Source organism: Vibrio sp. NH-UV-68, from assembly GCF_042940635.1.
Lineage (GTDB): Bacteria > Pseudomonadota > Gammaproteobacteria > Enterobacterales > Vibrionaceae > Vibrio > Vibrio pacinii.
In genome coordinates, this window is record NZ_CP134975.1 from 899,603 (window position 1) to 921,856 (window position 22,254).

Annotated in this window: 18 protein-coding genes; 13 read left to right on the forward strand and 5 right to left on the reverse strand. The window is 45.6% G+C overall.

The window, feature by feature from the left end:
• Positions 1 to 47 precede the first annotated feature (47 nt).
• From truA to purF, 6 genes are all read left to right on the forward strand, one after another.
• Positions 48 to 842, forward strand: a complete 795-nt coding sequence (gene truA / locus ViNHUV68_RS04250) for a tRNA pseudouridine(38-40) synthase TruA (RefSeq protein ID WP_038177055.1) — start codon at positions 48 to 50, stop codon at positions 840 to 842.
• A 175-nt stretch (positions 843 to 1,017) separates the two neighbouring features.
• Positions 1,018 to 1,944 (forward strand): acetyl-CoA carboxylase, carboxyltransferase subunit beta, encoded by a 927-nt coding sequence (gene accD / locus ViNHUV68_RS04255; RefSeq protein WP_038177053.1) that lies wholly within the window; start codon positions 1,018 to 1,020, stop codon positions 1,942 to 1,944.
• 44 nt (positions 1,945 to 1,988) lie between these two features.
• Complete coding sequence (gene folC, locus ViNHUV68_RS04260; protein WP_391089498.1) at positions 1,989 to 3,254, forward strand: bifunctional tetrahydrofolate synthase/dihydrofolate synthase; 1,266 nt, start codon at positions 1,989 to 1,991, stop codon at positions 3,252 to 3,254.
• Positions 3,255 to 3,794: an SPOR domain-containing protein gene (locus tag ViNHUV68_RS04265; protein WP_038177051.1), complete on the forward strand. Its 540-nt coding sequence runs from the start codon at positions 3,255 to 3,257 to the stop codon at positions 3,792 to 3,794.
• Between the two features lie 63 nt (positions 3,795 to 3,857).
• Positions 3,858 to 4,349 carry a CvpA family protein gene (locus ViNHUV68_RS04270; protein WP_038177049.1) on the forward strand — a complete coding sequence of 164 codons (492 nt, stop codon included), beginning with the start codon at positions 3,858 to 3,860 and terminating at the stop codon, positions 4,347 to 4,349.
• 35 nt (positions 4,350 to 4,384) lie between these two features.
• Entirely contained in the window at positions 4,385 to 5,899 is a 1,515-nt protein-coding gene (gene purF, locus ViNHUV68_RS04275; RefSeq protein WP_391089500.1) for an amidophosphoribosyltransferase, read from the forward strand.
• Between the two features lie 72 nt (positions 5,900 to 5,971).
• Here the strand turns inward: purF and znuB are convergent, their stop codons facing one another.
• Both znuB and znuC read right to left on the reverse strand, forming a co-directional pair.
• Positions 5,972 to 6,757 carry a zinc ABC transporter permease subunit ZnuB gene (gene znuB, locus ViNHUV68_RS04280; RefSeq protein WP_391089502.1) on the reverse strand — a complete coding sequence of 262 codons (786 nt, stop codon included), beginning with the start codon at positions 6,755 to 6,757 and terminating at the stop codon, positions 5,972 to 5,974.
• Positions 6,750 to 7,535: a zinc ABC transporter ATP-binding protein ZnuC gene (znuC, locus tag ViNHUV68_RS04285; protein WP_391089504.1), complete on the reverse strand. Its 786-nt coding sequence runs from the start codon at positions 7,533 to 7,535 to the stop codon at positions 6,750 to 6,752. Before znuC ends, znuB begins: the two co-directional genes overlap by 8 nt.
• Before the next feature lie 79 nt (positions 7,536 to 7,614).
• On the opposite strand from znuC, the gene znuA reads away from it, so the two are divergent.
• The 5 genes from znuA to ViNHUV68_RS04310 all read left to right on the forward strand — a co-directional run bounded on the left by znuA (position 7,615) and on the right by ViNHUV68_RS04310 (position 15,233).
• The gene (znuA, locus tag ViNHUV68_RS04290; protein ID WP_391089506.1) at positions 7,615 to 8,496 is read left to right on the forward strand and encodes a zinc ABC transporter substrate-binding protein ZnuA; all 882 of its coding nucleotides are present in this window, start codon (positions 7,615 to 7,617) and stop codon (positions 8,494 to 8,496) included.
• 201 nt (positions 8,497 to 8,697) lie between these two features.
• The gene (locus ViNHUV68_RS04295; RefSeq protein ID WP_391089508.1) at positions 8,698 to 12,003 is read left to right on the forward strand and encodes a helix-turn-helix domain-containing protein; all 3,306 of its coding nucleotides are present in this window, start codon (positions 8,698 to 8,700) and stop codon (positions 12,001 to 12,003) included.
• A gap of 499 nt (positions 12,004 to 12,502) precedes the next feature.
• A complete protein-coding gene (locus tag ViNHUV68_RS04300; RefSeq protein ID WP_038177039.1) occupies positions 12,503 to 12,730 on the forward strand; it encodes a FeoA family protein in 228 nt (75 codons plus the stop codon).
• Entirely contained in the window at positions 12,730 to 15,006 is a 2,277-nt protein-coding gene (gene feoB / locus ViNHUV68_RS04305; protein WP_391089510.1) for a Fe(2+) transporter permease subunit FeoB, read from the forward strand. The genes ViNHUV68_RS04300 and feoB overlap by 1 nt, the downstream gene beginning before the upstream one ends.
• Complete coding sequence (locus tag ViNHUV68_RS04310) at positions 15,003 to 15,233, forward strand: FeoC-like transcriptional regulator (protein ID WP_038177036.1); 231 nt, start codon at positions 15,003 to 15,005, stop codon at positions 15,231 to 15,233. The genes feoB and ViNHUV68_RS04310 overlap by 4 nt, the downstream gene beginning before the upstream one ends.
• Positions 15,234 to 15,270: 37 nt before the next feature.
• Here the strand turns inward: ViNHUV68_RS04310 and ViNHUV68_RS04315 are convergent, their stop codons facing one another.
• Both ViNHUV68_RS04315 and argS read right to left on the reverse strand, forming a co-directional pair.
• Positions 15,271 to 15,699: an HIT domain-containing protein gene (locus ViNHUV68_RS04315; RefSeq protein ID WP_391089512.1), complete on the reverse strand. Its 429-nt coding sequence runs from the start codon at positions 15,697 to 15,699 to the stop codon at positions 15,271 to 15,273.
• 160 nt (positions 15,700 to 15,859) lie between these two features.
• A complete protein-coding gene (gene argS / locus ViNHUV68_RS04320) occupies positions 15,860 to 17,593 on the reverse strand; it encodes an arginine--tRNA ligase (RefSeq protein ID WP_391089514.1) in 1,734 nt (577 codons plus the stop codon).
• 247 nt (positions 17,594 to 17,840) lie between these two features.
• Here argS and ViNHUV68_RS04325 point away from each other — a divergent pair, with 247 nt between their 5' ends.
• The gene (locus tag ViNHUV68_RS04325; protein ID WP_391089516.1) at positions 17,841 to 18,440 is read left to right on the forward strand and encodes a VOC family protein; all 600 of its coding nucleotides are present in this window, start codon (positions 17,841 to 17,843) and stop codon (positions 18,438 to 18,440) included.
• On the opposite strand, the gene ViNHUV68_RS04330 is transcribed toward ViNHUV68_RS04325, so the two are convergent.
• On the reverse strand, positions 18,432 to 21,206 hold the full coding sequence (locus ViNHUV68_RS04330; RefSeq protein WP_391089518.1) for an insulinase family protein: 2,775 nt from the start codon (positions 21,204 to 21,206) through the stop codon (positions 18,432 to 18,434). The two genes, ViNHUV68_RS04325 and ViNHUV68_RS04330, sit on opposite strands and share 9 nt — an antisense overlap.
• A gap of 363 nt (positions 21,207 to 21,569) precedes the next feature.
• On the opposite strand from ViNHUV68_RS04330, the gene sixA reads away from it, so the two are divergent.
• Positions 21,570 to 22,034, forward strand: a complete 465-nt coding sequence (gene sixA / locus ViNHUV68_RS04335) for a phosphohistidine phosphatase SixA (protein WP_038177027.1) — start codon at positions 21,570 to 21,572, stop codon at positions 22,032 to 22,034.
• Positions 22,035 to 22,254 lie beyond the last annotated feature (220 nt).

A 22,254-nucleotide genomic window follows, 5' to 3' on the forward strand; every position in this document is an offset into this window, starting at 1 on the left:
TACTTCCGGCCCCATTTTAGGTCAATCAATCCAGCGAGAACAAGTTGATGAGAATAGCTTTATGTATCGAATACAATGGTACTCAATACTATGGCTGGCAGCGCCAAAAAGAGGTTAAGAGCGTTCAAGAGAAAGTAGAACGCGCGTTAAGCGTTGTCGCGAACCATCCGATTGAAGTTCAGTGTGCCGGACGAACTGATGCCGGTGTACATGGCACAGGTCAAGTGGTGCACTTTGATACCACCGCGACACGTAAAATGGTAGCTTGGACAATGGGCGCTAACGCTAACTTACCTAATGACATCACGGTGCGATGGGCCAAAGAGGTTCCTGAAGAGTTTCATGCTCGGTTCTCTGCGACGGCACGTCGTTATCGTTATATTATATTTAATAGCGCACTGCGTCCTGGGATCCTCTCTTCTGGGGTGAGCCATTATCACGGTGAGCTTGACGAACAGAAAATGCATCAAGCAGGGCAATATTTGCTCGGTGAAAATGATTTTACGTCCTTTCGGGCAACGCACTGTCAATCGCGAAGTCCGTGGCGAAACCTTATCCACCTTGATGTTACTCGTCATGGTCAGTATGTTGTTATTGACATCAAGGCCAACGCTTTCGTTCATCATATGGTGCGCAATATCACTGGTAGCTTGATTTGTGTTGGACGTGGTGAACAACAGCCAGAGTGGATTGAGTGGTTGTTAAAGGCTAAAGACCGTAAATTGGCTGGTGCAACTGCGAAAGCGGAAGGGCTTTACTTAGTGGATGTCGATTATCCTACTGAGTTTGAATTGCCAAGAGTGCCGATTGGGCCACTATTTTTGCCAAACAACCTGAACTAAATCGTGATAAATTGTTCAAATAATCAGAGCTTTAGTGTGTGAGATTTGCAGTCAAAAAATAGGTACAACCAGTTTTTTGTCTACACTTGGCATTTAATATGCTTTAATCCTCACGCGTAAATTCAGAATTTGTATCCTGCGCATTTAGCGCGGGAGTAGATAGAAAAGGTCTTCCATGAGTTGGCTTGAAAAGATTTTAGAAAAAAGCAACATCGTTACTTCTCGTAAAGCGTCTATCCCTGAAGGGGTTTGGACTAAATGTACTTCATGTGAACAGGTGCTTTACCACGCTGAACTTGAGCGTAACCTAGAAGTGTGTCCGAAATGTGACCATCACATGCGAATGAGAGCACGTCGTCGTCTCGAGACTTTCCTTGATGAGGGAAATCGTGTCGAACTTGCTAGTGAGCTTGAGCCACAAGATAAGCTTAAGTTCCGTGATTCGAAAAAGTACAAAGATCGTCTCTCAGCTGCACAGAAAAATAGTGGAGAGAAAGACGCCTTGATCGTAATGAAAGGCGAGCTTCTTAGCCAGCCGATCGTTGCCTGTGCCTTTGAGTTCTCATTTATGGGTGGCTCTATGGGGTCGGTAGTCGGCGCTCGATTTGTGCGTGCGGTAGAAGCGGCCATCGAAAACGAGTGTGGTTTGGTTTGTTTCTCGGCCAGTGGCGGCGCGCGTATGCAAGAAGCGCTGATGTCATTGATGCAGATGGCAAAAACCAGTGCAGCACTTGAGCGTTTGTCGGCTAAAGGTCTACCGTTTATCTCGGTAATGACTGACCCAACTATGGGTGGTGTATCGGCAAGTCTGGCAATGCTTGGTGACATCAACATTGGCGAGCCTAAAGCCCTAATCGGTTTTGCTGGTCGTCGTGTTATTGAGCAAACAGTACGTGAAGATCTCCCTGAAGGCTTCCAGCGCAGTGAGTTCCTATTGGATCATGGTGCTATCGACATGATCGTTGATCGCCGTGAAATGCGTCAGCGTATTGGTAGCCTAATGGCGAAGATGAACAATAAATCATCACCTTTGGTGGTTTCTGTTAACGATTCACCAAATCAAGCTGCTTATTCTGTACCAGAAGCGGACGAAAAAGGGTAAAGTAACTCACTAACAAGCAACCACAATCAATTGGTTAAAGTTAGATGAGTCAACACCAAATTCCTCAAGCCACATCACCTCTATCGATGTGGCTTGATTATTTAACTAACATCCACACTTCAGCAATCGACCTCGGTCTTGAACGCGTTCAAGCCGTCGCTCAGTCAGCCAACCTGACCAAACCCGCCCCTACTGTTATTACTGTCGCTGGTACCAATGGCAAAGGGTCTACCTGCGCTTTAATGGAGGCGATACTGCTTGATGCAGGGTATTCTGTCGGCGTTTATAGTTCGCCACACCTGATTCGTTATAACGAACGCGTGCGCATTAATGGCCAAGATATGGCCGATGATAAAATCGCCCAATCGTTCGATTTCATTGAGAAACAGCGCGGTGAGATCAGTCTAAGCTTTTTTGAATATGGCACATTGGCCGCCTTGCGCCTGTTCCAAACTGAGAATGTCGATGTCGTGCTGCTCGAAGTTGGCCTTGGCGGACGTTTAGATGCCACTAATGTTGTCGATCACGATGTTTCGGTTATCACCAGTTTAGCGATTGACCATGTAGATTGGCTCGGTGATGACATTAACGTAATTGGTTTTGAAAAAGCGGGTATCTACCGTAGTGGTAGACCAGCAATTTGTGGTCAGCCTAAAGCTCCCGTGACAGTCGCAGCCCACGCCGACGACATAGGCGCGGAGTTTTATCAAGTCGATATTCAGTACCGCTTTGAGCAAACCAGTGACACGCAGTGGCAATGGACGCATGGCAGCTACTGTTTAGAGCAACTCCCATTGCCTAGTTTACCTTTGCCCAACGCTGCCACGGCGTTAATGGCATTAGCCACGGCGAATCTAGACCTGTCGGATGTTAATATCGTTAATGGCTTAGAGCGAGCTACTTTACCTGGGCGTATGCAGGTGATATCGCAACAGCCAACTGTTTTACTGGATGTGGCGCATAATCCTCATTCTGCCCAATATTTGGTCGAGCGCATAAAACAGCACTATCCAACTCAAACGATTCACACAGTGGTTGCGATGCTACACGACAAAGATATTGCAGCGACATTGGAAGTTTTAGCGCGGATTGCTGAGCACTGGTATCCGGCCTCCTTGTCTGGTCCACGTGCGGCTAAAGCGCACGAGTTGACCCAACATTTGGCCCAACAAACGCAACAATACGATAACCCTGTCAGTGCTTTTAAAGCAGCGATGACAAACGCGACTAAAGACGATGTCATTCTTGTCGTCGGTTCATTCCACACGGTGGGTGAAGTACTAGAGCATTGGCAGAGCAAAGGAGAGTAAATGGCGAGCAAGTTTCAAAACCGTCTTGTTGGCACCATTATATTGGTTGCTATTGGTGTCATCGTTTTACCTGATCTACTCGATGGTAAAAAGGCGCACTATCAAGAAGAGATAGCAAGTATTCCCCTTAAACCTGAACTTGATAGTGAACTCGAGAGCTTTGAAATTCTCGACCCTGTTGATGATTCACAAAGCCTTCCGCCAACGCCCGTTGAAGTTGTCGAAAATGCTGAATCGAATCAGGCTCAAGATGCGCCGCTGACGGTTGAAATTAAAGCGGTCCCCGAGCGTAATGAATACCAAGAAAGTGGTTGGATTGTACAATTGATGGCGCTCAAAAATGCCGAGAATGCGAAGAACCTAGTTAAGGATCTGCAAAAACGCGGTTATCAAGCCCATACAAAACCAGAAAATGGTTTTACTCGAGTGATCATTGGCCCAGATGTATCAAAGAGTAAACTCGAGCGCCAGATCATTGAGCTAGAAAAAATTACTGGTTCAAAAGGTCAATTGCTCAAATTTAAACCACTAAACCCATAAGAAAACGTTTGCGTCAGCGTTTTTTCTGTTAAAATGCGCGCCAACTTAAGATGTAAGTACAAAATGAATCCGTTAGATATTGTCATTTTAGGTGTGATAGGCCTGTCGGCTTTGATCAGTTTAGTTCGTGGTTTCACTAAAGAAGCCTTGTCACTTGTTATTTGGTTTGGTGCTTTTTTTATCGCCAGCCAGTATTACGCTAAATTAGCGGTCTATTTTACGCGTATTCAAGATGACATGATTCGAAATGGCGCCGCGATTGCAGCCTTGTTTATTGCTACTCTAATTGTAGGGGCTGTGATCAACTACGTCATAGCGCAACTGGTGCAAAAAACGGGTTTGTCTGGAACAGACAGAGTATTGGGTGTGGTCTTTGGTGGCTTACGCGGTGTTTTGATTGTTTCAGCTGCACTCTTTTTCATGGACGCGTTTACAACGTTTCCTGATTCGCAATGGTGGAGAGGTTCGCAATTGGTCCCGGAGTTTAGCCGTGTGATTGCACCTTTCTTTGAACATTTGCAAGCAACATCAAGTTTCTTATCTGGCGCGCTATAACGCGCCAGCTATTGTCGAAAATCGAGGGTTAAGACATGTGTGGTATTGTTGGAGTCGTGGGCACTTCGCCTGTAAACCAGTCTATCTATGATGCGTTGACGGTATTGCAGCACCGTGGCCAAGATGCCGCGGGCATTTGTACCATAGATAGCAATCGTTTTCGTCTGCGTAAGGCGAACGGTTTAGTCAAGGATGTATTTGAAGCGAAGCACATGCAACGCCTTCAAGGTCACGTCGGCATTGGTCATGTACGTTACCCTACTGCGGGTAGCTCAAGTTCTTCTGAAGCCCAGCCTTTCTATGTGAACTCACCATTTGGTATCACGCTTGCTCACAACGGTAACTTAACCAATGCCGCTGAGGTTCGCCAAAAACTGTTCGAAAAAGATCGTCGCCACATCAACACGACGTCTGATTCAGAAGTGCTTCTCAATGTCCTTGCACATGAAATTGATACGGTTAAAGGCAATGTCACTACCGACGATGTATTTCGTGCGGTAACCAATGTTCATCGTACGATTCGTGGTGCCTATGCGGTCACTGCGATGATTATCGGCCATGGCATGGTGGCGTTTCGCGATCCAAATGGTATTCGTCCTCTTTGTCTTGGTAAGCGTGAAATAAATGGAGCAACCGAATATATGGTTGCCTCTGAGTCTGTTGCTTTAGATGCCGTTGGTTTTGATTTCATTCGTGATGTGGCACCTGGTGAAGCTATCTATGCGACCTTTGACGGTCAGCTGCATACTAAGCAATGTGCTGATAATCCAAGCCTTAACCCATGTATTTTCGAGTTCGTTTACTTCTCACGTCCGGACTCTTTCATCGATAAAATCTCGGTTTATAGTGCACGTGTTGAAATGGGTAAAAAACTCGGTGAGCGTATTCGTGATGAGTACAGTCACCTTGATATCGACGTTGTTATTCCAATTCCTGAAACTTCATGCGATATCGCGCTGCAGATTGCACAAGCGATCGACAAACCATACCGCCAGGGGTTCGTTAAGAACCGCTATGTCGGTCGTACGTTTATTATGCCGGGTCAACAGCAGCGTAAAAAATCGGTACGCCGCAAACTGAATGCGATTCGATCTGAGTTTAAAGATAAGAATGTATTACTGGTAGATGACTCTATTGTGCGCGGTACCACCTCTGAACAAATCATCGAGATGGCACGTGACTCTGGGGCGAAGAAAGTCTTCATGGTGTCAGCCGCGCCGGAAATTCGTTTCCCTAACGTGTATGGTATCGATATGCCAAGTGCTGTCGAGTTGATTGCTCATGGCCGTGACAACGACGCCATCTGTAAGCAGATTGGTGCTGACGAGCTTATCTTCCAGACGTTAGAAGACTTAGTTCAGGCGGTAGGCTGCGGTAATACCGATATTGCGAAGTTCGAAACCTCGGTATTTAATGGCGAGTATGTTACGGGTGACATTGATCAAAACTACCTCGACTTTCTAGAGTCGCTGCGTAGTGATGACGCAAAGGTTCAACGTGAAATACAACAAGATTTAGCCAACCTTGAGCTGCATAACGAAGGCGCTTAAGTGGCCAATAGTAAGTAACAATAATAAAAGGGGCGGATGTGAATCCGCCCCTTTTATTTGTTTTTTGGTCGCTTAACTTCTCGACTTGGTCATTTGTGACAGCATAAACATGGCCGTTGCACTCAATACAACCGAAGGCCCTGCTGGGGTGTCATAGTGCCATGACATCGATAAGCCAATCAGAACCGCGATTGCACCAATCAGTGCGGCAAACATCGCCATCTGTTCAGGCGTTCGAGCAAGTCGACGTGCGGTCGCAGCGGGAATGATCAGTAGCGAGGTCATGATCAGTGCGCCAACAAACTTCATGCCGATGGCGATCACTAAGCCAACCAACAGCATTAAAATTAATCGCATTAAATCAATGTTATGCCCTTCAACGGCAGCAAGTTCTTCGTTAACCGTGGTTGATAGAAGCGGGCGCCAGAAGGCAAAAAGTACTAAGCCAACTAAAACCACACCAGAATAGATGTAGATCAGATCGCTTGGTGAAACCGCTAACAAGTCACCAAATAAGTAACTCATCAAATCAATACGCACATTATCGAGAAAGCTAACGGCAACAAGTCCGAGTGAAAGTGAGCTATGGGCCAATATGCCAAGCAGGGTATCTGTCGCGACAAGTTGCTGCTTTTGTAACGTGACCAACAAGATAGCTAATGCAAGGCAGCAAACCGTCAGAGCTAGGTATAAGTTAATATCGAGTAGGAAACCAAGTGCTAAGCCCATTAAAGAGGCGTGCGCCAGTGTGTCGCCAAAGTAAGCCATACGGCGCCAGACAACAAATGAACCTAGCGGGCCGGCAATGGCGGCGATACCCAAACCAGCAAAAATTGAAGGCAAGAGAAACTCAATCATGATGATGCCCGTGAGAATGATGTGAACAGTCAGTGGCTTCGCCAGTCACTGGTTGGCCTGCCAAGTCGTGGTGGTGATGATCATGTTGGTGATGATAAAAAGCCAGTGATTGTTGATGATTGTGACCAAACAGAGCAATATAACTCGGATGCTGAGCAATATCTGCGGGGGCACCAGAGCAACAGATATGATGATGGAGACAAACCACATCATCGGTTTTAGCCATCACTAGGTGTAGGTCGTGTGACACCATGAATACCGCGCAATTGAAGCGATGACGTATGGTATCGATCAGATCATACAAGTCGATTTGCCCCTGTACATCGACCCCTTGAGCAGGTTCATCAAGGACAAGCAGATCGGGACGTTGCAAAAGTGCACGCGAAAGAAGTACACGTTGAGTCTCTCCACCAGACAGCGAATGCATATTGCTATGGGTTAAGTGCTCTGCGCCGACGAGTTTGAGCGCATCGTTGATTTCCTGACGACTGTATTTCCCTGCCAGCTGTAAAAATCGGTCAACGTTAAGCGGTAGAGAGTCGTTCAGTTTAAGCTTTTGCGGAACGTAACCTATCTTTAACCCTTTTGTTTTTGTCACTTGACCGCTAAATTGACGTTGCAGTCCAAGTAGAACTTTGACTAAGGTCGACTTTCCAGCACCATTCGGGCCAATCAAGGTGGTAATTTCACCACGGTTTAGACGTAAGCTGACGTTATCAAGCACTTTACGTTGGTCGAAGTGAACGCAGATATCATTTAGTTCGACTAGAGTCGACATGAATGGAACTCATTTGCAATTGTTTATTGTTATAATGTAACATTTGTTCCTCACTTAAACCAGTCAGTAGTCCTTCGTCATGAAACAATTTTTCTCGGCGTGTGCCATTTTTTTGGCCACGATAAGTACCGCCCAAGCCGCTACGGTGTTAACCAGTATTAAACCCATTCAGTTGATTGCGACTGAAATCGCTCAGGGCATTAATACACCTGATGTGTTGTTGTCCTCAAATACTTCACCACATGATTACGCATTACGCCCGTCTGATGTCAAACGCATCCAATCTGCAGACTTGGTCATATGGTATGGACAAGATCTTGAACCGTTTTTGGGTAAAATCCTTGATGGGCGAGCAAAGGTACTGACATTAAGCCAGATTCCAGATTTAGCCCTACGTGAATATGTGCAGGGTAACCACAGCCATGAGGGCCATGATCACGGAAGTTATGATTCGCATTTTTGGCTTGGTTATCTACCGACAAAACAAGTCGCGCAAGCTATTGCGCTGGCTATGGCTGATGCAGACCCTCAACATCGCTCGCAATACTTGACCAATTTAGCCTCATTTAACCGTCAGCTAGAACAGCAGCATCAAGCTATCAAGCAGCAACTCGCGCCAATAAAAGCCCGTGGTTACTATGTTTTCCATGACGCATATGGTTATTTCGAGCAAGATTATGGCCTCAACCATCTTGGTTACTTCACCATTAGCCCAGACCGAAAACCAGGGGCTAAAACATTGATTTCGATTCGCAAAGCGCTCTCTGGTAATGACGTTTACTGCTTGTTCACTGAGCCTCAGTTTACACCTGCTGTTGTCCAGTCTGTTACTCGAGGTAGCGACACCAATATCGGCGTATTGGATCCTATTGGGAGTGATATTGAAGTAAAACCAGGTGGTTATTTTACGTTTAAACAGCAATTGGCAGATAGCTTTAGCCACTGTTTGAGTTCTGACTGATTGACGACCAAAGATAGCTTTACTTTCTCGGTTGATTCACTATCTGTGAAGCTACCGAGAAAGTCGGCACTAATTGCTTCACATCACTTGTTAATCGACTTATTTCTTAGGTAATTTATCGTCACAAAATAACACTAAGCTACTTTGTTACCTTTGGTCGCGCTATCATCGCCCTTTGGTTGTAGCCCAGGACGGAAATAAGTGAAGAAACTATTGCTGATACTCTACATGTTGCTATTTAGTGTAGAGGTTCAGGCATTGAATACCTCGCCCAAAGTTTTTTATCCCCTCCCCAGTTTGGCAGAGGGAAAAGTCTTTGCGGCTAAAAACTTGTTTCGTGCCGATGGCGGCGGCATCTGGTTGCAGGATGTACGTAATCAAGTGCTGTTTTTTGATGGCCAGCATATCATGCCGGAGTGGGGGTCAGCCCTTGAGCACGAAGCAGAGCAGATCGCCTTTGCTGATAATGCTTTTTGGACCTTTTTTCAAAACGAACTCTATCGAACGGTACCTAATCAGGAAAAGCAGCTGGTTCTAAACCTGACTCCTGGAACGGAAATCCTTTCTATTGGCGCCTCACAACGCTTTATTTGGCTCTCCGATCAGCACAATTTTTATACCTATCTTATTGATACTGGTGAACTAACCCAATACTCACTCACTGAGCTCTATCAATATAATCAGTCTGCGAAAATTACGATAAACGATGCCAAACTTGTCCATTCAAAGTGGGTGCTAGCGACCAATTCTGGCGTGTTTCTTTCTCAGCAGCAGACGTTTAAACATGTCACTAGCTCTGGCAGTCATTACGCCGAGACACTCTATTTTTCTTCAGCGCGCAATGAACTGGTGGTAGGAAGCTTAAATGGTGCGCTGGTATTCGATATTTATAACCCACATAAACCAGTCAAGCGTATTTCCAATAACCATGTATTGAGTATTACTGAAACCGAACAAGAGTATTGGATTGGTACCGAGAAAGGCTTGTTCATCTATACCTTTAGTCGCGATGAAACTCGTCAATTTGATCAAGGTTTTTGGGCTGGAAATAAACTCACTGGTGAGAAAATCTATGCGTTGCTCAATGATCATCGTGGTGGGATATGGATAGCCACGGATCGGGGAGTTCGTTATTTCTCGACCTTTTCACGTCACTTTGTACGCTATGCATACTTGCCCAGCAGTTATGGCCGAAATAGTGAAGTGGCGATAAAACTACAAAGCGCCTCGACGCAAGACGGCTATTGGATGTTGACCAATCGTGGCATCTATCGTCTTGGGGCCACTGACCTTGAACCTAGAAAATTAGTTTACCAAGGTAAAGTGAATGACTTTGAGCAGCGTGACGGGGTTTTATGGCTCGCCACCGGGCAGGGTATTGTCGGTATTGATGCCATTACCGGAGAGAGGGTCGACACTGATTTACCTAAAACACTACAACAGAGCGATGTGCGCTTTATTGAGTTCGATGAGCAGAATCTATTGTGGGGAGCAAGCAATAACCAGTTATGGAGCTATCACCTGACGAGTAGACAATACACCTCATTTGGCTCGGAGTGGATGATCGACCAATACTTACCTGCGCAATTGACGCATATGTTTGTCACCCATCAAGGCTATCTGACGCTGGGAACTGAACACGGTATCTACCTATTGCGTGATGGTGAGGTGCGATTTGTCGGAGAAAGTGTGACCTATGGTGAGGTGATTGATATTGAACAGATCTCGGAGAGTGAGTTGTGGGTTGTCGGTCGTTATGGTGCTTACAGGTTCGACATCGACAGCCAGCAGACCCAACCGCTAACTATGGTGGATGGGCATGTTACCCCCAAGTGTTTACTAAAGAACGAGACGGGAGTGTGGTTAACCTCGTCGAGTGGCTTATCTAGATACTCAGACTCAGGGAGACTTGAAGGTCATTACGGCGAACCTCTAGGCCTGATTAACAATGAGTTTATTTCAGCGCTGTGTAGCTACAGTAGTGGCAGTAAAGAGACATTATTGTTGGGTGCCCGCAACACATTCGTCGAAATTGATACCCGCCAACTTAGTGACAGCGTGCTGCCAAAAGCCGAAGTTATCTTTAGTCAAATTAAACAAAATCAACAGTTGTATTCACTCGGTAACACCGTTCAATCTCCGTTAGAAATAAGCTATGGAGAGTCGTTATTTTTCCAATTTGGTATTGTACCGAGTTCAAGTAATCTCGATCTTGAGTACCGACTCGTTCGTGATGAAACATGGACGATGCTTGATGGGGCAACACTCTCGATTGAGCACTTAAAGCCTGGTCGTTACACCCTCGAAGTGCGCGCACTGCGCAATGGGCTTGAACAGAGTGACATTAAGCATTTTGATTTTACGGTTAATGAGCCATGGTATACGTCATCTTATGCTGGGTTGATGTATGTGTTACTCACGATGGTTATTGTTTCTGCCATCGCCTTTTGGCGTTCACGTATTATGGCTAAGTCAAATCGTGATTTGCGAGCACAAGTGGCACTGAAAACCAATCAGCTTCGCCATCAAAGCCGTGTTCTGGTCGATAACAATCAACAGTTACGTAAACAACTGCAGGTGCGAGGCTTAATTTATATCGAGTCTATCCATGCGTTGCGTGACAAGTTGTTGAATCAAACTGATAGACAAGAGATCAGTCAAGCTGCGGTAGACTACTTGGTTAAACAACTTGATCTGTTGGTCAACATACGTTCGACTAATGGTCAGGCGTTACCTGTGTATAATCTCAGTTTGATCGTTCAATCGGTACTGCGTGGCTGGCAAAAAGAGCTCGATAGAGCGGGCGTCCATGTCGATCTAGAAGTGAGTGATGGCTTCTATATCAGTCTTAAAGTCTTCAACCTTGATGAGATGTTTAATCTTATCTTCGATGGCATCGTCAAGCGTTGCTATCGCAACCAAACTGTAGTGATACAGTTGAACCGAAGAGATGATTGGGTCACGTTTTCTATGCTCGACCAAGGCGCCGCACTCGAGCAAAGCGAGTCAACCAATACCTACGGCTTAGTGGACTTGGTGGCGCAAAGCGGCGGTAAAATCTATAGCCACTCTTCAGCAGAACGCAACTTGCTTGAGTTATCTTGGCCAACCAGCGAAGTATTTGAAGAGAAATCGACGGCCACTACACAGCAGGATGTGCCAAAAGATAGCCGACTGCAGCACGACCCGTGGTTAGACAAATTGGTCGACTTGGTTGAAAAGCAGTACACGGACCCTGAGTTCAGTACTTCCGTTGCAGCTAAAATGCTCTACATCTCAGAACGCAGTCTGCAACGTCGGGTCAAGTCGGCTTTTGATAAAACCTTTACTGAACACCTCAACGATACGCGTTTAGATCACGCTTGCCGCAGATTATTAGCTGGCGGTAAGGTTTCGGATGTCGCATTTGAGTGCGGGTTTAATGATCCTTCTTACTTTAGCCAACGTTTCAAGCATCGGTTTGGAATGTCACCCACACAGTTTGTCGAGCAACAAGATGATGTTTAATGCGTGAGTTAGTGTGGTTAGTGGAATTAATCGAAAAGTAGGAGAGAGAAGAAAAAAAATTTCGTGGTACAGCCGGGGGGACCATACCACGGGTGCCAATGACACCTTCGCTTGCTGCCGGAGTGGTGCTGTTTGCACCACCTCTGGAATTTAAATGTTGTTGCCTTAAGGTTGTAGCCTCTCGACGGGATTAACTATAATCGGACTTACTTTTTTTATTTATAAAATTAACGCCAAGTTAGTATAAGAAAAACGACATCATTTTAAGTTTCTGATTTTTAATGTTTTATTTCTATATTTCTCTTCATCAATATCACTCCAAGTAAAGAAACCACCTAGATTAGCGTGTCTTTGACGTAATTAACGGAGATTTTTTTGACGTTTTTTACCCTTCTATACCTGCAAACATTGATTTCAGACAAGATTATTCGCTAGGTATATCGCTATTATTGCAATCAATAATAGAAATACTTCTCATTTATATCTAAATGGCTTGTTTATGAAACTATCACAGCTACAGCAAGGGCAAAAAGCGACGATCATTGGCTTTGAACAACTGTCAAATGATGTCAGAAAGAAATTGATGGTAATGGGCTTATTGCCACAAACGCCAGTGAGATTAGTCCGTCGGGCTCCAATGGGAGATCCGCTTCAAGTTGAAGTACGTGGTATTTCACTTGCAGTACGCACCAATATCGCCGATTCAATTGTTGTGGAGATGAGCTGATGCAATATTCAATTTTAACCGTAGGTAACCCGAATAGTGGTAAAACGACCCTATTTAACGGTTTAACGGGCGCTAAACAACAAGTGGGGAACTGGGCGGGGGTTACGGTCGAGAAAAAAACCGGGCGTTATACTCATGCGGGAGACGAATTTTCATTGACGGATCTGCCGGGTATCTATGCTCTCGATAGTGGTAATGATGGCAATAGTATCGATGAATCGATCGCATCACGCGCGGTATTAACGCATCCGGCCGACCTGATTATTAACGTTGTCGACGCGACTTGCTTAGAACGCAGCCTGTATATGACATTGCAACTGCGTGAGCTTGGACGACCAATGATGGTGGTTTTAAATAAGATGGATGCGCTCAAGCGCGAGCGTCAAAGCATCGATGTTAAAGCGCTAGAAAAAGCCTTGGGCTGTCCAGTGGTGGCGATTTCAGCCAACAACAAGTCGCAAGTGGCGTATTTTAAAGAGCGTTTGCATAAAGCGCTTGTTCTTGGTGTGGCCTTGGACGAATTGCAGCTCGACTATGGTCACGAGTTTGAATCCGCCATCGCACAAGTGGAAACGAGTTTTGATCAGCCGACGCAAGTGGCGCAGCGCGCATTAGCGATTCGAGCGTTGGAAAACGATTTATTGGTTTTAAATCGCTTGACCCAGCCACAACGTGAAACGATTCAAGCAACCCAAAATCGAGTAGGGATTGATATCGACCTGTTGGTGGCCGATGTTAAATACACTTTTTTGCATCAGTTATGTCAACGTTTACGTCGGTCACAAGGTAAGTTGAGTCATAGCTTTACCGAAAAAGTCGATAATGTCATCCTTAACAAATGGGTTGGCGTTCCCTTCTTTTTTATTGTTATGTACTGCATGTTCATGTTTTCAATCAATATTGGTAGTGCATTTATCGATTTCTTCGATATTGGTGTCGGGGCCATTTTGGTTGATGGCGGTCATTATCTACTCGATGACCATTTGCCTGTTTGGTTAGTTACGCTGATTGCTAACGGTGTAGGCGGCGGTGTACAAACAGTCGCAACCTTTATTCCTGTGATTGCTTGTCTGTACCTATTTTTAGCGGTATTGGAAAGTTCAGGTTACATGTCGCGCGCGGCTTTCGTTCTCGACAAAGTGATGCAAAAGATTGGTTTACCTGGTAAAGCATTTGTGCCGTTGGTTCTTGGGTTTGGTTGTAATGTGCCATCTATTATGGCGACGCGAACCCTAGATCAAGAGCGTGAGCGTAAACTTGCCGCTTCTATGGCTCCCTTTATGTCGTGTGGTGCACGTTTACCTGTTTATGCTTTATTCGCTGCGGCTTTCTTTCCACAAAGTGGTCAAAATATCGTATTTGCTTTGTATTTATTGGGTATTGCCGCCGCTGTATTTACCGGGTTTGTACTGAAGAAAACCTTGTATCCGGGTTCAAGTGATAGCTTAGTGATGGAAATGCCGGATTATGAGCTACCAACTCTGCGTAATGTCGTGCTCAAAACCTGGCAAAAACTTAAGCGATTCGTTCTTGGTGCGGGTAAAACCATAGTTGTGGTTGTTACTATCTTGAGTTTTTTAAACTCAGTAGGTACCGATGGTAGCTTCGGTAATGAAGACAGCGAGAATTCTGTCTTATCCAAAGCATCGCAAATGGTCACACCTGTGTTTGCTCCTATGGGGATTAAAGAAGACAACTGGCCTGCTACGGTTGGTATCATTACTGGTATTTTTGCCAAAGAGGCGGTAGTGGGCACACTAAATAGCCTGTACGCACCTAGTGAAGGTGAAGCAGAAGAATATGATTTACTGGCAAGTCTAGAACAAGCTGTGATGTCAATTCCTGACAACTTAGCCAATCTAAGCTACTCCGATCCGCTCGGGATTGAAGTTGGCGATCTTTCTGATAGTCAAACCGTGGCAGCGGAACAAGATGTCGACAGTTCGATCTTTGGCAATCTTAAAGGTTACTTCGCTTCAAGCAGTGCCGCATTCGCTTATCTGATTTTTATCTTACTCTACACACCGTGTGTCGCAGCAATGGGAGCCTATGTGCGCGAGTTTGGTTCGACTTATGCCAGATTTATTGCTCTCTGGACGATGGGCTTAGCGTATGGTGGAGCGACCCTGTTCTATCAGGTCACCCACTTTATGGACCATCCGCTCTCAAGTGTTGGTTGGATTGTGGCGATTGTCGCTATTGGGCTGATAACTTACCGCATGCTTAAATCTCGTGGTGCTCGTCAGTCTGAGCTGATAGAGGTTGCTGCACTATGATTCTTGCTCAATTGAAAGCGTATCTGGATCAACACGCGAGTGTCAGCCGAAAAGAGCTAGCGAAACAGTTTCACCTTAGTGAAGATGGCGTTGATGCGATGCTTTCGGTATGGATAAGAAAGGGGCGAATTTCTCGTTTGGTCGATACCAATGAGAAACAGAAAGTGATTAGGGTGCGCTACACTTGTATTGATAGCAATGCGATCTCGTTGACCGTCACCATGTAATAAGGATTAAAAAGCCGCTCTTGATGAGCGGTTTTGTTTAACTGGGAGTAAACAGAGAACTGAGTGACAGAACATTGCGAATACGAGTCTGCAGCTGTGCTTGTTCTTGCTCGTTACGCTGTTCACCACGAGTGTTGCCCCACACTGGGCTAGGCCAGGCGATGTCGTCCTTAAAGCGCGCAATATGATGGATATGCAGTTGTGGCACCATATTACCTAGTGCGCCAAGGTTCAACTTATCAGGACGAAACGTTGCTTCAAGCGCTTGGCTAACCGCTTGTGACTCGTACAAAAATTGCTGCTGCTCTTGCATTGGCAGGTGATGTAACTCTTTGAGCTGTTCGCGTTTAGGTACCAGTATTACCCAAGGCACGGCATTGTCTTTGTGCAGCAGAGCGACACAAAGCGGGAAGTGCCCGATCACGGTCGTATCTTGCGCGAGTTGAGGGTGAAGTTCAAAGCTCATGATAATGTTCCAATTAGAGAGTAATGTGGAGAGTATACGCCAAATAAAACAAAAGGTTGACGCTCTCACGCCAACCTCTTAATTTATCTCGAATCTCGAATCTCGAATCTCGAATCTCGAATCTCGAATCTCGAATCTCGAATCTCGAATCTCGAATTACTTACATACGTTCAAGGGTTTCAATACCCAGTAGCGATAGACCTTGTTTAATGGTTTTCGCTGTGAGTGCTGCAAGCTTCAAACGACTTAGTTTGATTGACTCGTCTTCGCTGCTCAAAATAGGGCATGCTTCGTAGAAGCTTGAGAACTGACCTGCAAGCTCAAACAGGTAGCTACACATAATATGTGGCTGACCTTCGCGTGCAACAGACTGTACGGCCTCTTCGAACTGAAGCAATTTAGCAATCAAGGCCTTTTCTTTCTCTTCAGTTACTTTGATGCTGCCTTGCAGATCATCCATCGCGATGCCAGCTTTAGCGAAAATAGACGCAACACGAGTGTAAGCATACTGCATGTATGGTGCTGTGTTGCCCTCAAAAGCAAGCATGTTGTCCCAGTCGAAAACATAGTCGGTAGTACGGTGCTTAGAAAGGTCGGCATATTTAACCGCAGCCATTGCAACAGTGGTCGCAATGTTGGTTTTTTCATCGGCATCCAGTTGTGGGTTCTTCGACTCGATCAGTTTGATCGCGCGCTCTTGCGCTTCGTCCAACAAATCAGCCAAGCGAACCGTGCCGCCTGCGCGAGTTTTAAATGGACGACCATCTTTACCTAGCATCATACCAAACGCGTGGTGCTCTAAAGTCACTTCTTCAGGCACATAACCTGCTTTACGAACGATGCTCCAAGCTTGCATTAGATGCTGATGTTGGCGAGAGTCGATGAAGTAAAGTACGCGATCCGCGCCTAACGTTTCGTAACGGTATTTGGCACACGCGATATCTGTGGTGGTGTATAGGTAGCCACCGTCACGTTTTTGGATGATAACGCCCATTGGCTCACCATCTTTGTTCTTGTACTCTTCAAGGAAGACGACTTGAGCACCATCGTCTTCTTGAGCGATGCCTTTCTCTTTTAGATCCGCAACAATACCCGGCAGCATATCGTTGTACATGCTTTCGCCCATGACGTCATCGCGAGTTAGAGAGACATTGAGACGGTCGTAGTTGCGTTGGTTTTGGATCATCGTCACGTCAACCAGCTTCTTCCACATATCTGCGCAGTACTGATCGCCACTTTGAAGTTTAACCACATAGCTACGTGCTTTTGCCGCGAACTCTTGATCTTCATCGTAAAGTGTTTTCGATTCACGGTAGAAAGCCTCAAGGTCTGAAAGCTCCATTGAAACTTCGCCTGACTCTTGCTGAACGCGTTCAAGGTTGGCAATTAACATACCAAACTGAGTACCCCAGTCACCGATGTGGTTGGCACGAATCACTTTGTGGCCTAAAAACTCAAGCGTACGGACAACCGCATCACCGATGATGGTTGAGCGTAAGTGGCCAACGTGCATCTCTTTAGCAACGTTAGGTGCCGAGTAGTCTGCGACGATGGTTTGTTGCTCAGCCGCACTCACCCCTAAACGGGCATCTTGCAGTGCCACTTCGGCTTGTTTTGCTAAGAATTCTTCACTAAGAAAAATATTGATGAAGCCAGGGCCTGCAATTTCTGTTTTGCTTGCGATTCCATCAAGGTCAAGAACATCCAGTACTTTTTGGGCAAACTCACGTGGGTTAGTACCTAGTTTTTTCGCAACGCCCATCACACCGTTGGCTTGGTAGTCACCAAACTGTGGTTTTGCTGATTGGCGAACAGCAGCAGGGCTGCCTGCAGGTGCGCCAGCGGCTTCTAAAGCCTGAGATACTTTGTCATTAATAAGTGCTTGGATATTCACACGCGGTTCCTTCAATTCTTGGGAATTGGCTAGGTGTGCATTCTGATTTACTCAGGCTCTTACAGGGATAAGTGCTGAATATTATCCACGGAGTGGAATCAATGCATACCTGGATTTAGTTGATAAATTTGGCGCACATAATAGCAATTTTATCGGCGCGCACATAGGGAGTTAACTGGGAAATTTTCTACTTTTACTAGCGATCTTGATACTATTGCGGAGAAATCAACATTTTGGATAGATAAAAATGTCTCAACAGCTGATAAATGCTCAACTAATGCCAGATCAAATGATCGCTAATCTCGATGACTTTATGCATAAAATTCAAAGTCTAAGCGAGATTTTGGATATTAATCTTACTGACTTTCAAGCCGATCATATCGCGTTGCGAATCAATGATGTCGAATTGGCGAAACAAGCGCATCATCAATGGCAAAAGCAAGCTAAAGTGATTTCACAAGCACAAATCAATGGCCGTCCGATTATCGTACTGTTGTTTGACTGTCCGCTCAAAGCTGGTGGATGGACGATTGAGTGCTTAGAGCTACCTTATCCAGCTGCAGGTAAACACTACCCAGTGCAGGGCTGGGAGCACGTAGAATTTGTTGTACCTTCGCCAGCTCAGACCACGCAAGATTACCTAACCGACCTGATCTCGCGTTTTCCTTCTTTGGGTAAGCGCTGGGACAAACTCTCTGCCTTGGGCGTAAAGATCAAGCTCTCGAGTCCGAAAGGCGAAGGAGAGCGCTTGAATAACCCGACCGTTGCGTTTAAGTATCAGGGGGTTTGTATCAAGCTCCATCCTCATTCATTAAAACGTATTGTTGAGTCTGAGCAATCAGCCTAACTCGATATCTTTAGGTCTCAATTGAAACTCTTCAATTGAGCCTATCTCTTGGCCAAGGTCGAGTGGCTCTGACTCGTGATGAGCATTACCTTGAGCATGCATGATCAGTCGATTGGCCATTCTGGGCTTAAGCTCGTTAACCACGAAACGAATCATATCGGTGCGGGTGAGCTTTTTCAGTTCGGCGAGTACCACTTCTTTTTGGTTAAATTCACTGTCCTTATTGCCAATGGCAACCCAAAGGCGCTGAGCACGTCCGCGTAAGGTGCTATCTGGCGTAGCGATTTGATTCCATAGTCCGCGTTTACTGCTGTGCCATTGGTACTCATTGAGCTCAAGTAGCACCATATAGAAGGCGTTGAGAAACTCATCAATCGATCGAATCAGGTCGACCGGCGCGGCATTGGGAGATTGAACATACAGAACAATACCAGGGTGACGATTGAGCGGTAGGTTACCAGTACCGACCATGTAGCCGAGTTGTTGTTTGGTGCGTATTTCATGAAAAAACGTTGCGGACATTAAATGGTTCGCGAGCGAATAAAGTGCGATGTTGCGTGCGCTGGAATCGTCACATTGGTAGTAAACTAAGATTGCAGAGTCTTCTTGGTCACATAACACTTCGCGTTGGAAAGTCCCACTTTTGCCAAGCATGATTAGCGGACGTAATGCCTCTTCATATTGCTGATCTTTGACACGCAAAGCATTTTTGACTGTATTGCCTAGTGACAGCGCATCCGCTTTGGTCCAATCACCATAAACAAACATTTCGACATGCAGCTCAGCCAAAATGCTATCAACGAAACTGGCGAGTTCATTGACCTCAATCGACTCTAACGCATCTAACAACACAGCGTAGGGGGGATTGTTGGGCTGTAAAACTCCCGTTAGTGCATTGAATAGTTGGGAGATGGGCCTGTCTTGTGCTGAATTTCGCCAGTTTCGCAGCAATTGCTGTTTAATGGTGCTAAAGCGTTGTTGGCTAAAATCTCGTTGAGCAAAACGGTCGAGAATCAGCTTCATCAGTTCCGGTTGCTGTTGACTAAAGCCGGAAAGAGTAAGCGTAACTCCGCCTTGATGGGCATACATGTTATAGCCCATACCCGCGATTTCGGCTTGATAAGTACTGGTGGCTAAGCTGTCTAAAAACATCTCTACACACAGGCGTGTTTTGACGATATTGCGCGGATTAGCCACGGCGTGAGGGCTATCAATCGCGACATAGATCACCCCCTTGGGGACACGAAATTCAGTATCTTGTAGGTGCCATAATTTGAATCCCGGTAACTCTTCAAGTACTTGCGGTGTGTCGTGAGGTATCTCTAGCTTTTTCGGGTCGAGATCGTAGCAAATAAATGGATTTGTCTCCGGCAGAGCAAAGGGCAAAGAGCTAGGTTGACGGAACCGTTCGATTTGCTCGGATGAAAAAGGCGTCACAGAGTAAGGCGTGAAGTACCACTTTGCGGTGCGATCGTATTGATAGCCATGGGCGATCAGCGTGGTGCGCAGATTTTCCGGAGTAAAATAGCCTAACAATGACTTAAGCAATGCTTCGTCGTAATGTGTCATCATAAAATCGCCGTAGATGACATCACTTTCCTCGTAGTGCTGCATGTTAATCACCAAGTGGCTAACCATATCGAGTGGTCTAGCGGGCTCTTGAAAGCGAAATGCAGATTCAAGCACCGCTTGCTTTTCAAGGTAGCGCCACTCATCAAGCCCATGCTGTTGAATGAGTGCAATATAGCTAAAAATGGCTTGCGTAATGTCGTCTATATGTTCGAGCCCAACCGGAGTCAGGGCACAACTAATCGTAAATTCACGATAGTTACTGCCACTGGTGCCACCACCGGCCGACAGTGACGTAATCCAATCTTGGTCTTTCAGTGCCAACATCAAACTACCTTCGCCCTCGTAACCGAGCAGATGAGCAAAGTATGAAAGCGGTTTTGAGCGATAGTGTTCATCCATGCTTGGCATTGGAAAGGTGAGGATTAACTTGCGAATCTCTTTGACTGGTTCAACATTGACCATGATCGACGTCGAGTTTTTATCACAATAAGGCGTTAAAACCGACTTTCCTGCTAACTGATGATTAGGGATAGCCGAGAACATGTCTTGGCACCAGTTTTCCATCTCATCAAGACTGTGCGCACCGGCTAAAGAGAGCGTCATTAAGTCGGCTGAGTATTTCTGGTAGTGAAACTCGACAATCTCTTCGCGTATTGACTCGCCGTTTCTGTCTCCGAGGGTTTGTAAATTTCCCACGGAAAACTTGCTGAACGGGTGGGCTGGATTAATTAATTCTTTGTGGACTTGATACAGACGTCGAGAATCATCACTAAGCTTGAGTTTGTACTCTGACTCGACCGCTTGGCGTTCTTTGTCAAGCGCTTCTGGATTAAACAGCGGTGCGGTAAAAAATTGGCTAAAGCGGTCTAAGCTCTGCTCAAAGACATTGGGTGCAACGTCAAAAAAGAAACAGGTGTGTTCTGTTCCGGTCCAAGCATTATTACCGCCACCATGTTGATTTATATAGCTTTGAAATTCACCCACTTTCGGGTATTTTTCTGTGCCTAAAAACAACATGTGCTCTAAATAGTGTGCCATACCTTCACGATCGTCAGGGTCATCAAAATGACCGACATTGACCGCTAAAGCGGCCGCAGACTTCTGTGCACTTGGGTCGTGAATTAACAACACCCTGACACCGTTACTAAGCGTGAGGTATCGATACTGGTTGGTGTCATTAGGGCTGATATGCACGCTTGAGTACTCCAAAAATGATCATAAATAAACGCTTGGATCAAAGCCTACTCGCAAGTAGAAAGGCACAAGCGCAAGTGGTTGGGATTATAGATAATAAAGTAATTATGACTCGGATAACGCTGACTGCAAACTATCTGTTTGAGAAATATGAGCAAAACATAGATCAGCGCCAATCTAAGTTGTGCATCAAAGAGTGTTAAGAAAGTCTGAGTCTTTCACTTGAGAGTTGATATAATTATTGATAGTTCAAGATAAAGTGCGGTTGTCAAAGTGACGACCGAAGTTTGAAACTGCATTGACGTCATTACAAACATAATAAACCGCTGCTGACGAAAAGCGGGATAGTATCAGGAATACACCATGAATATTTTCATCATGCGCCATGGGGAAGCCGAGCATTTTGCGCAAAGTGATGCCGATCGAGCATTAACAGACCATGGTCAAAGTGCGTCACTGGCGGTGGCGCGCGCTTGTGCAGAGAAAGGGTTTGCGAAATTCGACAAAGTGCTGGTTAGCCCTTATGTTCGAGCGCAGCAAACTTGGAAAGCCATCTCACAATACTTTGCTGCTGATCAAGTAGAGATATGTGATGACATTACGCCATATGGAGAAGCAGGCCAAGTCGCCGAATATGTCTCGGCACTGGTCGATGTGCACCATTATCAAAATCTACTCATTGTTTCGCACTTACCATTGGTCGGCTATCTGACGGCTGAGTTCGTCATTGATATGGTGCCACCGATGTTCCCGACGTCGGGGCTGATTTGTATCGATTATTCCTCGCAAACACGAGCCGGAGAAGTGCGGTTTAATATCCACCCTTAAAAAGTGTTGGCATACTTCAGGTGTGCCATTTTTTTGCCATTATTACCAATGCATTTTGCCATTATTACCAATGCATTTTGCCATTAATACTAAATCATATAGCGGCTTCGTAAGCATGGCGTTGACCATGACTCTTATTGCCTCTAGATAGCCATAAAATTGACATTGTGGCTGGACTGGATATTGCATGTGCCTGACAAGTCATTCTTTTTACCCAATA